Origin of the sequence: Microbacterium sp. LMI12-1-1.1 (genome assembly GCF_040676455.1) — a bacterium.
Classification (GTDB): domain Bacteria; phylum Actinomycetota; class Actinomycetes; order Actinomycetales; family Microbacteriaceae; genus Microbacterium.
The window spans coordinates 928,957-942,250 of sequence record NZ_JBEGIA010000012.1 but is presented as its reverse complement, the minus strand read 5'-3'; the positions used below and the strand labels follow the sequence as shown (position 1 = coordinate 942,250).

General features: G+C 70.6%; 10 protein-coding genes. 6 read left to right on the top strand and 4 right to left on the bottom strand.

Annotated features, from left to right (window positions below; all coding sequences use genetic code 11):
- Window positions 1-174: 174 nt before the first annotated feature.
- The 4 genes from MRBLMI12_RS12775 to MRBLMI12_RS12760 are packed head-to-tail and all read left to right on the top strand — an operon-like array spanning window position 175 to window position 5,673.
- The gene (locus MRBLMI12_RS12775; protein ID WP_363356845.1) at window positions 175-1,464 is read left to right on the top strand and encodes an ABC transporter substrate-binding protein; all 1,290 of its coding nucleotides are present in this window, start codon (window positions 175-177) and stop codon (window positions 1,462-1,464) included.
- Window positions 1,465-1,481: 17 nt separating this feature from the next.
- On the top strand, window positions 1,482-2,480 hold the full coding sequence (locus MRBLMI12_RS12770; RefSeq protein WP_349426244.1) for a carbohydrate ABC transporter permease: 999 nt from the start codon (window positions 1,482-1,484) through the stop codon (window positions 2,478-2,480).
- 14 nt (window positions 2,481-2,494) lie between these two features.
- The gene (locus tag MRBLMI12_RS12765) at window positions 2,495-3,373 is read left to right on the top strand and encodes a carbohydrate ABC transporter permease (protein WP_363357054.1); all 879 of its coding nucleotides are present in this window, start codon (window positions 2,495-2,497) and stop codon (window positions 3,371-3,373) included.
- Complete coding sequence (locus MRBLMI12_RS12760) at window positions 3,370-5,673, top strand: glycoside hydrolase family 3 N-terminal domain-containing protein (RefSeq protein WP_363356844.1); 2,304 nt, start codon at window positions 3,370-3,372, stop codon at window positions 5,671-5,673. Before MRBLMI12_RS12765 ends, MRBLMI12_RS12760 begins: the two co-directional genes overlap by 4 nt.
- Before the next feature lie 226 nt (window positions 5,674-5,899).
- Here the strand turns inward: MRBLMI12_RS12760 and MRBLMI12_RS12755 are convergent, their stop codons facing one another.
- Genes MRBLMI12_RS12755 through MRBLMI12_RS12740 form a run of 4 tightly spaced genes read right to left on the bottom strand, consistent with a single transcriptional unit; the run spans window position 5,900 to window position 10,414 of the window.
- Entirely contained in the window at window positions 5,900-7,405 is a 1,506-nt protein-coding gene (locus tag MRBLMI12_RS12755; protein ID WP_349426241.1) for an alpha-N-arabinofuranosidase, read from the bottom strand.
- Window positions 7,402-8,511, bottom strand: a complete 1,110-nt coding sequence (locus tag MRBLMI12_RS12750; RefSeq protein WP_363356843.1) for a Gfo/Idh/MocA family protein — start codon at window positions 8,509-8,511, stop codon at window positions 7,402-7,404. Before MRBLMI12_RS12750 ends, MRBLMI12_RS12755 begins: the two co-directional genes overlap by 4 nt.
- On the bottom strand, window positions 8,508-9,200 hold the full coding sequence (locus tag MRBLMI12_RS12745) for a ThuA domain-containing protein (RefSeq protein WP_363356842.1): 693 nt from the start codon (window positions 9,198-9,200) through the stop codon (window positions 8,508-8,510). Before MRBLMI12_RS12745 ends, MRBLMI12_RS12750 begins: the two co-directional genes overlap by 4 nt.
- Window positions 9,197-10,414, bottom strand: a complete 1,218-nt coding sequence (locus MRBLMI12_RS12740) for a Gfo/Idh/MocA family protein (protein ID WP_349426238.1) — start codon at window positions 10,412-10,414, stop codon at window positions 9,197-9,199. Before MRBLMI12_RS12740 ends, MRBLMI12_RS12745 begins: the two co-directional genes overlap by 4 nt.
- A gap of 207 nt (window positions 10,415-10,621) precedes the next feature.
- On the opposite strand from MRBLMI12_RS12740, the gene MRBLMI12_RS12735 reads away from it, so the two are divergent.
- Entirely contained in the window at window positions 10,622-11,608 is a 987-nt protein-coding gene (locus tag MRBLMI12_RS12735; RefSeq protein ID WP_363356841.1) for a substrate-binding domain-containing protein, read from the top strand.
- 242 nt (window positions 11,609-11,850) lie between these two features.
- Window positions 11,851-13,272 carry an aspartate aminotransferase family protein gene (locus MRBLMI12_RS12730; RefSeq protein WP_331906688.1) on the top strand — a complete coding sequence of 474 codons (1,422 nt, stop codon included), beginning with the start codon at window positions 11,851-11,853 and terminating at the stop codon, window positions 13,270-13,272.
- The last annotated feature ends 22 nt before the right edge of the window (window positions 13,273-13,294 follow it).

The window sequence follows — 13,294 nt, the reverse complement described above, 5'->3', positions numbered from 1 at the left end:
ATCTCGATAGCGTAACGGCATTGAAACCGTTTTCGAAAACGTTTGACAAACTATTTGTTGCGCACGCACACTTTTGCTTGCTCGGTCGCAGCGCCGAGCAGTGCGCGACCCGATCGCGCCGACCACCGCACCCCGGAGCAGAGGTGCTCCTCGATGAAGAGAAACGGGAATCACATGATGGGCAAGAGAATCCTCGCGGGTTCCGCAGCACTCGTCGTCGGCGCGCTCGCGCTCGCCGGCTGCAGTGCCGGCGGCTCCGACGAGAACAGCGACGGCAACGTCGAGATGACGCTCTGGCAGAACTCGACGACCGGTCCTGGCCAGCAGTTCTGGAAGGACGCGATCGCCGCGTTCGAGGAGGAGAACCCCGGCGTCACGATCAAGATGCAGTCGGTCCAGAACGAGGACATGGACGGAAAGCTGCAGACGGCTCTGAACGCGGGCGACGCGCCCGACATCTTCCTGCAGCGCGGCGGCGGCAAGATGACCGCGATGGTCAACGCCGGCCAGCTGATGGATCTGACCGACCTGATCGCGGACGACGTCAAGAGCGAGATCCCCGAGGGCTCGTTCGCCGCAGAGACGTATCAGGACAAGGTGTGGGCGATGCCGCTCTCGGTGCTGCCCGGTGGGTTCTTCTACAGCCAGGACGCCTTCGACAACGCCGGGATCACCGAGACCCCCGAGACCATCGACGACCTCAAGACCGCGGTGGCGAGCCTCGAGGAGACGGGCATCGAGCCGATCGCCCTCGGCGCGAAGGCCGCGTGGCCTGCCGCCCACTGGTACTACTTCTTCGCGATCCGCGAGTGCAGCCCCGAGGTCATCGAGGAGACGGGCGACACGAAGGACTTCAGCGACGAGTGCTGGCTGCGCGCCGGTGAGGACCTGGAGGACTTCGCGGCGATCAACCCCTTCAACGACGGGTTCCTCACCACCGAGCCGCAGCAGGGTGCAGGCAGCTCGGCCGGCCTCATCGCCAACCGCCAGGCCGCGATGGAGCTCATGGGCGCATGGGACCCGGGTGTGATCGCCTCGCTGACGCCCGACGAGAAGCCGCTCCCCGACCTCGCGTGGTTCCCGTTCCCCGAGATCTCGGGCGGCGACGGTGAGCCGGGCTCGATGATGGGCGGCGTCGACGGATACTCGTGCTCGGTCGATGCCCCGGAGGAGTGCGCGGACTTCCTGAACTTCGTCGCCAGCGCCGAGCAGCAGACGGCGTACTACAAGGCGTTCAACTCGCCGCCGGTCAACACGGTGGCGCAGGAAGCGGTCACCGAGCCGTACCTCCAGCAGATCCTCGAGGCGTACAACAACGCTCCGTTCGTCTCGCAGTGGCTCGACACGGTGCTCGGCCAGAACGTCGGCAACGCCCTCAACGTCGCAGTCGTCGACATGCTCGCCGGCAACAGCGACCCGCAGAAGCTCGTCGACGCGGTCAACGCGGCAGGCAAGCAGGGCTGATCGTGTCTACCCGCGAGATGTCTTCTGACGCTCGCGGCCTTGCAGAGCACGACGGGGGCGGCACCACGCCGCCCCCGTCGGTGCCGCAGGGCCGCCGGCGCCCCCGAGGCCTAGGCTGGGCCGGCCGCCTCGAGGTCATGATCCTGGTGGGGCCGGCCCTGATCTTCTTCGTCGGCTTCGTGATCTTCCCGGTCATCATGGCCGCGTACTACGGGTTCTTCCGCTGGTCCGGCTTCGGCCCGGCGACCGAGTTCATCGGCCTGCAGAACTACGTCACGATCTTCACCGATCCGATCTTCCAGCAGGCGCTGGGGCACAACGCCTTCATCGTCGTCGCATCGCTCGTGCTCCAGGGCCCGGTCGCGATCCTGCTGGCGCTGCTGCTCAACCGCAGGATGCGCGGTCAGTCCGTGATCCGTGTGCTCATCTTCGTCCCCTACGTGATCGCCGAGGTCATCGTCGGCACCGGGTTCAGCCTCATGCTGGCCACGAACGGAGCGGTGAACGGCTTCCTCGAGAAGGTCGGACTCAGCTGGCTCGCGCAGGACTGGCTCGCCGACCCCAGCATCGCGATCTGGACGCTCATGGCGATCCTCACCTGGAAGTACATCGGGTTCGCCGTGATCCTCTTCCTCGCCGGGCTCCAGGGGATTCCGCAGGAGCTGTACGAGGCCGCCGCGATCGACGGCGCGTCCTACTGGCAGATCCAGCGGACGATCACCCTCCCGCTGCTGGGGCCGACGCTTCGCATCTGGGCGTTCCTCTCCATCATCGGCGCGCTGCAGCTCTTCGACCTCGTCTACATCATCTGGGGTCAGTACGTGTCGTCCGTCGCAGGCACCAACACGATGGCGATCTACATGGTCGCGACCGGACGCAACTCCGGGAACTTCGGGTACGGCAGCGCCGTCGCCGTCGTCATCTTCGTCATCTCCCTGGTGGTCGCCCTGATCTACCAGCGCACGATCCTGCGCCGTGACACCGCGGGTGCCATCACAGAGAGGGGCGTCAAGTGAGCTCCACGGACTCGATGAGCACCCGGACCATCACCCTTCGCGACACGGTGCCCGGACGCCGCCGCGACGTCAACAAGCTCCCGTGGGGCAGCCCGGCGGTGTACTTCATCGCCCTGGTCATCATCGCGCTGATGCTCGGGCCGGTGCTGTACATCATCATCGGCGGCTTCCGCACGAACTCCGAGATCACCGTCGACCCGTCCGGCCTGCCGGTGAACTGGAACCCGCAGAACTACATCGACGTCCTCACCAGCGGACTGTTCTGGACCGAGGTGCTGAACTCGACGATGGTCGCCCTCGCGACGACCGTCGGCGCGGTCGCGCTGGGGCTCATGGCGAGCTACGTCATCGCCCGGTACAGCTTCGCCGGTCGCGGGGCGCTGTACGCGCTGTTCGCCGCCGGCCTGATGTTCCCGATCACGGTGGCGATCACGCCGCTGTACATCGTGGTGCGCAACCTCGGGCTCATGAACACGCTCCCGGGCGTCATCCTGCCGCAGATCGCGTTCGCACTGCCGACGACGATCATCATCCTCGTCCCGTTCCTGAGGGCGATCCCCGACGAGATCCAGGAGGCCGCCTACATCGACGGATGCGGACGCCTGTCGTTCTTCTGGCGCATGGTGCTCCCGCTCGCGGTGCCCGGTGTCATCACCGTCGGCATCCTCGCCTTCATCGGAAGCTGGAACGGCTACCTGCTGCCGCTGTTCATCCTGAACGACGAGGCGCAGTTCACCCTCCCGCTGGGTGTCCAGGCGTTCTCGTCGCAGTACTCCGTCGACACGGCGAAGGTGCTCGCCTTCACGTCGCTGTCGATGCTGCCCGCGCTGGTGTTCTTCAGCCTCTTCGAGCGGCGGATCGTCGGCGGCCTGACGGGGGCGGTCAAGGGATGAGCAACGTCGTGATGCCCGCGGTCTCGCCGCGGGTGCAGTCCCTCCACGCGCAGATGACGCTGGACGAGAAGCTCGCACAGCTCGTCGGCTACTGGGTCGACAAGGGCGGCGAGGTCGTCGCGCCGATGGCCGGCGAGCGCGGCAACACCGGCCCGTACGAGGAGGCGACGGCCCATGGCCTCGGTCACCTCACCCGCGTGTACGGCACGCGTCCGGTGGATCCGATCGCGCGGGCCGAGTGGCTCTGGGCGGAGCAGCGGCGCCTGCGCGCCGAGACCCGCCTGGGCATTCCGGCGATCGTGCACGAGGAGTGCCTGACCGGGCTCGCGGCGTGGAAGGCCGCGACGTTCCCGACGCCGCTGGCGTGGGGCGCCGCGTTCGACCCGGAGCTGACCGAGGAGGTCGGTGCGGCGATCGGGCGGTCCATGGCCGCACTGGGGATCCACCAGGGTCTCGCCCCCGTGCTCGACGTCGTCACCGACCCCCGCTGGGGCCGCGTCGACGAGTGCATCGCCGAGGATCCGTACGTCGTGGGTACGATCGGCACCGCCTACGTGCGCGGGCTGCAGTCGGCCGGCGTCGATGCGACCCTCAAGCACTTCGCCGGATACTCCGCGTCGCAGGCAGGCCGCAACCACGCCCCCGTGCAGATGGGGCGACGGCGGCTGCAGGACGTCGTGCTGCCTCCGTTCGAGATGGCGATCCGCGACGGCGGCGTGCAGTCGGTCATGAACTCGTATGCCGAGATCGACGGGGTCCCCGTGGCCTCCGACCCCACCCTGCTCACCGGACTGCTGCGGGACGAGTGGGGGTTCGAGGGCACGGTCGTCGCCGACTACTTCTCGGTCGCGTTCCTGCACTCGCTCCACGGTGTCGCCGCCGATCTCGGCGAGGCCGCGGTGCTCGCCCTCCGCGCCGGCATCGACATCGAGCTGCCCACCGCGGACGCGTTCGCGGCGCCGCTGCGGGCCCGGCTCGCCGCGCATCCCGACGAGGTCGAGCTCGTCGACCGTGCCGTGCTGCGCGTCCTCGCACAGAAGGAGCGTCTCGGTCTGCTCGATGCCGACTTCGAGTCGCCGCCGACCGAGATCGATCTGGACGATCCCGCGCTGCGTGCCCTGGCCCGGCGGGCCGCCGAGGAATCGGTCGTGCTGCTGACCAACGACGGACTGCTGCCGCTCTCGGCTCCCGGACGGATCGCGCTGATCGGCCCCAACGCCGACTCGGCCGAGTCGCTCATGGGGTGCTACTCCTTCGCGAACCACGTCCTCGCCCATCACCCGGGCACGCCGCTCGGCTTCGAAATGCCGAGCGTCGCCGAGGCGCTGCGGGGCGAGTTCGCCGGTGCGCACGTGGTGCTGGAGCGCGGCTGCGAGGTCGAGGATCCCGACACCAGCGGGATCGCCGCAGCGGCGGAGGCGGCGTCAGCCGCCGACGTCGCGATCGTCGTCGTCGGCGATCGGGCCGGCCTGTTCGGCCGCGGCACCGTGGGCGAGGGCAACGACGTCGACGACCTCGAGCTGCCCGGCGCACAGCGCCGTCTCGTCGAGGCGGTCATCGCGACCGGCACGCCGACGACCGTCGTGATGGTCTCCGGACGTCCGTACGCGATCGGCTGGATGCTCGAGGGACCGGGCGCCGCGAGCGCCGTGCTGCAGGCCTTCTTCCCGGGCGAGGAGGGCGGTCCGGCCATCGCGGGGATCCTGTCCGGCCGTACGGAGCCGTCGGGGCGCCTCCCCGTGTCGCTCCCCCGGTCGGCGGGCGCCCAGCCCTACACCTACCTGCACCCGGTGCTGGGCGGCCCGACCGAGATCACGAGCGCCGACAACACCCCGGCCCTGCCCTTCGGCCACGGTCTGACGTACACGACGTTCGAGCGCGGATCGCTGATCGCGACGGATGCCGCGACCGACGGCATCCTGGATGTGTCGGTCGTCGTCACCAACACCGGAGACCGGCCGGGAACGGATGTCGTCCAGCTGTACGCGCGGGACCGGGTGGCGTCGGTCACGCGTCCGGTCGCGCAGCTGCTCGCGTACCAGCGGGTGTCGCTGGAGCCCGGCGAGTCGGTGTCGGTGAGCTTCGCCGTGCCGGCCACTCGCCTGGCGTTCACCGGGCGCGAAGGTCGCCGCATCGTCGAGCCGGGCGACATCGACCTCTGGGTCGGCCCCTCGTGCGCGCAGCGCGACGCAGAGGTCCGGGTCGAGCTGACCGGCGACGTCCACGTCGTCACGGCAGCAGATCCCCGGGCCGCGACGGCCACGGTCCGGACGGGCGCGGACGCCCTGCCCGTGCGCTGACCCGGATTGCGAAGAGGGCCCCGCGGCGATGCGCCGCGGGGCCCGCTTCGTGCCTTCAACAGGTCAACCGCGCTTCCACAGGAGATCCAGCCCCCGGTTCTCCTGTGCAGGGCCGGTTGACCTGTCGGCGAAGGGACCGTGGGATGCCGCGAGCCCGCGCTCGACCAACAGAACAGGGCCCCGCGGCGATGCGCCGCGGGGCCCGCTTCGTGGCGTCGTACGCCCGCTACGCCAGGTCGAGCTCGACGGTGGCGAAGGAGTGCGGCGGCAGCGAGACGGTCAGCACACCCGCGTCGAGCGACGTGTCGAGCGGCGCCGGCGCCACGGCGTCGGGGGTCTCGGGCGTGTTGTGGGAGGCGGCATCCGTCCCCGTCAGCACCCGGGCACGCCGCACGGTGGCCGTGCGCCCGCGCAGGTCGACGCGCACGTCGAGCGGCGCGTCGAGCGACAGGTTCGAGAGCGACACGAGCGCTGAGCCGTCGGTGGTCGACGCCGACACCGACAGGCCGGGCACATCGTCCGCCGCCGTCGGCGACGACAGCACGTGCGCCGCCAGTGCGGTGGCGTCGTGGTGCCCGCGGTTCATCTCGAACACGTGGTAGGTCGGGGTGAGCACCATCGCGCCGTCGTCGTCGGTGAGGATCATCGCCTGCAGCACGTTCAGGGTCTGCGCGATGTTCGCCATCTTGAGGCGCCCGGCGTGGCGGTGGAAGGCGTCGAAGTGGACGGCGGCGACCAGGGCGTCGCGCACGGTGTTCTGCTGGAACAGGAAGCCGGGGTTGGTGCCGGGCTCGACGTTCCACCAGGTGCCCCACTCGTCGAGGATGAGGCCCACCTTGCGGTCGGGGTCGTACGAGTCCATGACGGCCTCGTGCCGGCGGATGACCCGCTCGATGTCGATCGCCTTGCGCATCGTGCCGTAGTACTGCTCGGCGTCGAACTCCGTAGCCGGCTCGGTGTTGATGCCCGCGCCGGCGTGCGAGTAGTAGTGGAACGAGACGCCCTGGAACACCGGCGACGGGTTCGACCCGCAGGTGAGGCATCCGAGCGACTCCATGAGCGCGCGGGTCCAGGTGATGTCGTCGTCGGAAGCGCCGGCCGCGATGCGGTACAGGTCGTTGCCGCCGTGGTTGCGGCAGAACGTGCCGTAGCGGCGAGCCTCGAGCGCGTACTGCTCGGCGGTCATGTTGCCGCCGCAGCCCCACGCCTCGTTGCCGATGCCCCAGAACGGCACCTTCCAGGGTTCGTCGCGCCCGTTCTCGCGCCGCAGCCGCGCCATCGGGCTGTCGCCGTCGCGCGTGAGGTATTCGACCCACTCGCTCATCTCGCGCACCGTGCCGCTGCCGACGTTGCCGTTGACGTACGCGTCGGCGCCGAGCATCTCGCACAGGTCCATGAACTCGTGCGTGCCGAAGTGGTTGTTCTCGACGACATCGCCCCAGTGCGTGTTGATCATCTGCGGACGGTTCTCGCGGGGTCCGATCCCGTCGCGCCAGTGGTACTCGTCGGCGAAGCAGCCCCCGGGCCAGCGCAGATTCGGGATGCCGAGCGCCCGCAGCGCCTCGACCACGTCGGAGCGGATGCCGCGCACGTTCGGGATCGCGGAGTCCTCGCCGACCCAGAACCCGCCGTAGATGCAGCGGCCGAGGTGCTCTGCGAAGTGGCCGTAGAGGTGGCGGCTGATGACGTCGCCGGGGACGTCGAGGTCGATGACGGCGCGGGCCGTGGTCACAGGCTTCTCCATTCGGATGCGGGGGTCAGGGGGACGAGGGACGGGCGCTCCGCCGTGCTGCGCAGCGGGACGCGCACGCCGGACGCGGCCGAGTCCGACAGTGCTGTCATGATCTCGAGGACGTGCAGCGCGATCGCGCCACTCGCTCTGCCCGGCCCGGCGACGAAGTCGAGCAGGCCGATGCCCCGGCCGGCATCGGCGTACCCGGCCGACGGCTCCAGGGTCTGCCACGAGCCGCCACGGGGGTGGAGCTGCACGTCGCCGGCGAACATGTTGGGGTCGGGCACGATCAGCGACCCGTCGACGCCGTGCACCTCGATCGGCGCCGCGGTCGAGCGGACGCCGTCGAAGCTCATGGTCACGGTCGAGATCGCTCCCGATGCGTGATGCAGGATGCCGGTCAGGTGGGTGTCGACGTCGACGCCGATGCTCTCCCCCGCCCGGGGCCCGGCGCCGATCACACGGACGTCGCGCGAGCGCGACGCGGCGCCCGAGACGGCCTCGACCGGTCCGAGCAGCTGCACGAGCGAGGTGACGTAGTAGGGACCCATGTCGAGCAGCGGCCCGCCGCCCTCGCGGTAGTAGAAGTCCGGATGCGGATGCCACGACTCGTGGCCCGCCGAGATCCACATGGCGGATGCCGACACCGGCCGCCCGATCCGCCCGTCGTCGATCGCCGCGCGCGCGGTCTGCACGCCGGTGCCGAGCACGGTGTCGGGCGCACCCCCGACGCGGACGCCCGCGGCGGCTGCGGCATCCATCACCCGCGTCGCATCCGCGAGCGTCGCCGCCAGCGGCTTCTCGCCGAAGACGTCCTTGCCGTGCGCGATGGCGGCCAGAGCCACCTCGGCGTGCGCGGCGGGGATCGTGAGGTTGAGGACCGTGCCGACGCCGGGATCGGCGAGCAGCTCGTCGGTGCCGAGGGCGCGGCAGCCGGGGATGCTCTCGGCCGCTGCCTGCGCTCGGGAGGCGTCGAGGTCGGCGACCGCGGCGATCCGCACGCCCTCCGCGCCGAGGAGCGTGTCGAGGTACTGGCGCGAGATGACACCCAGCCCGACGATGCCGATGTCGGTCGCGGTGCCGGGGCCGACGCTGCCCGGGGTCATCGCGCCGCCCACAGGATGCCGCGCTCGATGATGGTGCGGACGTTGGCGTCCTGCAGCACGTCGAGGCTGTGACCGGGCGTCGACACGAAGACGCGCCCCTGGCCCCAGTCCCGCGTCCACACGGCCGGCGACGTGATGGGCCGGTGCCACGGGTGATACGGCTGCACCGGGTGAGTGGTCGTGGCGAGCACGTCGATGAGGTCGTCGTGGAGCACCCAGTACTGCTCGGTGGTGAGCGGGAAGTCGTCGATGCCGGCGGTGATCTCGTGCCGGCGGCCGAGGTCGGTGATCTCGACGGTGTAGTCCAGGTAGTTGTCGGTCTGGTCGCCGTGCACCTCGTCGGGGTGCTTCGAGGGGTGGGTGGCGAACTGGCCGCCCACGAGCTGCAGGTAGTCAGAGCTCGCGCGGAACGAGTCGGCGATGCCGCCGTGCCATCCGGCGAGCCCGGTGCCGGCGGCGACGGCCTCGCGGAGCCCGCGCACCGCTTCGTTCGACGCCTGCGACATCGTGACGGACTGCAGCACGAGGTCGGTCCCGGCCATGCGGTCGGCGTCGGCATACACCTCAGGGTCCTCTTCGACGGTGACGTCGAAGCCGCTGTCACGGAGGAACGGCAGGAACAGCTCGGTCGCCTCGACCGGGTGATGGCCGTCCCATCCGCCACGGACGACGAGGGCGGTGCGGGTCATGAGAGGTTCCCTTCCACGGGGCGTTCGGGGGCGTCGACGGCGCCGGCGGCGACCGTCGTCAGGATGCTGTCGTGCGCGGCGCTCTGCTCGACCGCGGCGAGCACGCGCTGCACCTGGGTCGCGTCGGCGAAGGTGGGCGACACGGGGATCTCGCCGGCGACGGCGCGCACGAAGTCGACGGCCTGGTGCGTGAACAGGTGCTCGTACCCGAGTCCGTGACCCACGGGCCACCATGCGCCGGCATACGGATGCTGCGCCTCGGTGACCTGCACGCGCCGGAAGCCCTGCGCGACATCGTCGGCGGCGTCGTACACCTCGAGCTCGTTCATCCGCTCGAAGTCGAACGCGATCGCGCCGCGGTCGCCGTTGATCTCGATGCGGTTGGCGTTGCGGCGTCCGGTCGCCAGGCGCGTCGCCTCGAAGACGCCGAGGGCGCCGCCGTCGAACCGGGCGGTGAACGCCGCCGCGTCGTCGACCGTGACCGGGAGCCGGTCGGAGGTGTCGGCGGCGACGCCGCCCAGGCCCTCCACCGCCCCGCGACGCGGTCGCGAGGTGACGAAGGTGCGCAGGGTCGCCGAGACCGCCGTGATGTCCTGACCGGTGAGCCACTGCGCGGTGTCGATGCTGTGCGCGCCGATGTCCCCCAGCGCGCCCGAACCCGCCCGATCACGGTCCAGGCGCCAGGTGTGGGGCGCGTCGGGGTCGCTCAGCCAGTCCTGCAGGTACTGCGCCCGCACGTGCCGGATCTCGCCGACGCGGCCCGCCGCGATGAGCTCCCGCGCGAGCGTGAGTGCGGGGGTGCGGCGGTAGCTGAAACCGCACATGGCGACGACGCCGGCGCGGGATGCGGCATCCGTCATCTCCTCCGCCTCGGCGACCGAGTTCGCCAGCGGCTTCTCGCACAGCACGTGCTTTCCGGCGGCGAGCGCGGCGAGCGCGATCTCGGCGTGGGTCTGGCCGGGGGTGCAGATGTCGATCACGTCGATGTCGTCGCGTTCGACGGCCTCGCGCCAGTCGACCGAGTGCTCCGGCCACTCCCAGCGGGCTGCGGCCTCGGCGGTCGCGTCGGCGCGATGCCCGACGAGCAGCGCCGGCTGTGGAGTCAGCGGCAGGTCGAAGAAGCGCGGCGCGGTGCGCCAGGCGTGGGTGTGCATGCGGCCCATGAAGCCGGTGCCGATCAGTGCGATCCGCAGCGGCGATGTCGTCGTCGTCATCGGGTGTGCCCTTTCCAGCCACAGACGATGCCATCGCCCGCTCGGCGTCGCGACAATGTTGCGCAAAACCTCCGGCGTGCGCGAAGGTGATGCAGTGCCAGTGAGACGTCATCCGATCGCCGAGACCGTGGGGTCCACCCGCGGTCTCGGCGGTCGGATGACGTCTCACGGGGAAGCGTCAAGGGCAGGCGGCCGGTGTCTGCGCGCGTGAGCCTCGCAGCCGTGGCGGCGGCAGCGGGGGTCAGCGTGGCGACGGCATCCCGCGCGCTGTCCGGCCGCGGAGACCTCGCCCCCGCGACCCGGCGTCGCGTGCTGGCGACCGCCCGCTCCCTCGGCTACACGCGCGACCCCGCCGTCGGCGGGCGGCCTCCGGGTTCCGCGCGCCTGGTCGACCTGGTTCTCGGGTGGTTCCACAACGCCTACTCCGACGAGGTGACCGCCGGCGCGCGCAGCGCCGCGGCCGCCGCGGGCTACGACCTCGTGCTGACCGAGGAGCGCGACACCCCCGACGACGACTGGCCGATGCGCATCCGCAGGCGCGGCTCGGCGGGCGTGGTGCTGGGACTCATCTCGCCGACGGCGTCGCAGCTCGCGGCGCTGAACGATGCCGAGATCCCGGTCGTGCTGATGGATCCGCAGGCCGAGACGTCGCGCGGGCTCACGAGCGTTCGCACGACCGACCGCGAGGGCGGGGCAGCAGCGGCGATGCACCTGGCAGAGCGCGGCGCCACCCGCTTCGCGGTGGTGCTGGGGTCGCCGCCGTATCGCTACGGCCGCGCACGCAACACCGGCTTCCGCGAGGCGCTGCGGCTCGTCCGCCCGGACGCCGACCTGGTCGCGGTGCAGGCCGACTGGGGCGGAGCGGCGGCGCGCGAGGCCGCGCTGCCCGTCCTGCGCGGCCTCCGGCCCGGCGAGCGGCTCGGCGTCTTCGCGTGCTCCGACGAGATGGCGGCGGGCGTGTACTCCGCAGCCGCGGCGACGGGGCGGCGCATCCCCGACGACGTGCTCGTCGTCGGCTTCGACGACCTGCGCGGCGCCCGCTGGCTCACCCCGCCGCTCACCACCGTGCGCCAGCCGATCCGCGAGATGGCGGCGGCCGCCGTCACGGCGCTCACCGAGGCCGCCGCCGGCGCTCCTCTGCCCCCGTCGCCCCTCGTGCTCGCGACGCAGCTCATCGAGCGCGGCTCGACCTGAGTCGCGGATGCTGCCCCGCGACCCTCCTCGCGCGTTCGGGGCGCACGAGTGTCGTCCGGGGCGTACGGCGTGCGCCCCGAACGTCACTCCCGCGCCCCAAACCACCCGAAGGACGATGGATGCCGGAGACCCGGGGGTCCGGACGGTCCGGCGACTGTGGCATCCGAACCGGACGAAACGTCCCATCCGCGCCCGCGGGACACGCGAGTAGCGTGGGAAGCACGTCCGACGGAAGGCTCCACATGTCGATCTCGACTGAACGCCACGCCCGCACCGACCGCGCCGCGAGGAGCGAGTCCGAGCTGCAGCAGATGGCGAAAGACCACCTGTGGATGCACTTCGCCCGTCAGTCGGTGATGACGGACGGCCCCGGCGTTCCGATCATCGTCAAGGGCGAGGGCCACCACATCTGGGACTCCCAGGGCAAGCAGTACATCGACGGTCTCGCCGGCCTGTTCGTCGTGGCCGCCGGTCACGGTCGCCGGCGTCTCGCGGAGGTCGCCGCGAAGCAGGCCGAGCAGCTCGCCTTCTTCCCCATCTGGTCGTATGCCCACCCGGCCGCCATCGAGCTCGCCGACCGCCTGGCCGACTACGCGCCCGGCGACCTCAACAAGGTGTTCTTCTCCACCGGCGGCGGCGAAGCCGTCGAGACCGCGTTCAAGCTCGCCAAGTACTACTGGAAGATCCAGGGCCAGCCCACCAAGCACAAGGTCATCTCGCGCTCCGTCGCGTACCACGGCACCCCGCAGGGCGCCCTCGCGATCACCGGCATCCCGGCCATGAAGTCGATGTTCGAACCGGTGACGCCCGGCGGCTTCCGGGTGCCGAACACCAACTTCTATCGCGCCGCCGACATGGGCGCGCCCGCCGACGACCTCGAGACCTTCGGCGTGTGGGCCGCGGACCGCATCGAGGAGATGATCCTCTTCGAAGGCCCCGACACCGTGGCGGCGGTCTTCCTCGAGCCGGTGCAGAACTCCGGCGGCTGCTTCCCGCCGCCCCCCGGATACTTCCAGCGGGTGCGTCAGATCTGCGACAAGTACGACGTGCTGCTCGTCTCGGACGAGGTCATCTGCGCCTTCGGCCGCATCGGCCACATGTTCGCCTGCGACGCCTACGGCTACGTGCCCGACATGATCACGTGCGCCAAGGCCATGACCAGCGGCTATTCGCCGATCGGCGCGACCATTGTGAGCGACCGGATCTACGAGCCCTTCGCCCACGGCGACCGCGCGTTCTACCACGGCTACACCTTCGGCGGTCACCCGGTGTCGGCCGCGGTCGCGCTCGAGAACCTCGACATCTTCGAGGAGGAGGGGCTCAACGAGCGGGTGCGCGAATACTCGCCGGTGTTCCGGTCGACGCTCGAGAAGCTCAACGATCTGCCCATCGTCGGCGACGTGCGCGGCGACGGCTACTTCTTCGGGATCGAGCTCGTCAAGGACAAGGCGACGAAGGAGACCTTCGACGACGACGAGTCCGAGCGGCTGCTGCGCGGGTTCCTCTCCAAGGCGCTCTTCGATGCCGGTCTCTACTGCCGCGCCGACGACCGCGGCGACCCCGTCATCCAGCTCGCGCCGCCCCTGACGGTCGGCCCGAAGGAGTTCGACGAGATCGAGCAGATCCTCCGCAGCGTCCTCACGGAGGCGTGGACGCGGCTCTGAGGCATCGGCAGGCGGTCTCGAG

Coding starts and splice junctions, on each gene's coding strand:
- MRBLMI12_RS12775 (WP_363356845.1), top strand. CDS start 175: ATGATGGGCAAGAGAATCCTCGCGGGTTCCGCAGCACTCGTCGTCGGC.
- MRBLMI12_RS12770 (WP_349426244.1), top strand. CDS start 1,482: ATGTCTTCTGACGCTCGCGGCCTTGCAGAGCACGACGGGGGCGGCACC.
- MRBLMI12_RS12765 (WP_363357054.1), top strand. CDS start 2,495: ATGAGCACCCGGACCATCACCCTTCGCGACACGGTGCCCGGACGCCGC.
- MRBLMI12_RS12760 (WP_363356844.1), top strand. CDS start 3,370: ATGAGCAACGTCGTGATGCCCGCGGTCTCGCCGCGGGTGCAGTCCCTC.
- MRBLMI12_RS12750 (WP_363356843.1), bottom strand. CDS start 8,511: ATGACCCCGGGCAGCGTCGGCCCCGGCACCGCGACCGACATCGGCATC.
- MRBLMI12_RS12745 (WP_363356842.1), bottom strand. CDS start 9,200: ATGACCCGCACCGCCCTCGTCGTCCGTGGCGGATGGGACGGCCATCAC.
- MRBLMI12_RS12740 (WP_349426238.1), bottom strand. CDS start 10,414: ATGACGACGACGACATCGCCGCTGCGGATCGCACTGATCGGCACCGGC.
- MRBLMI12_RS12730 (WP_331906688.1), top strand. CDS start 11,851: ATGTCGATCTCGACTGAACGCCACGCCCGCACCGACCGCGCCGCGAGG.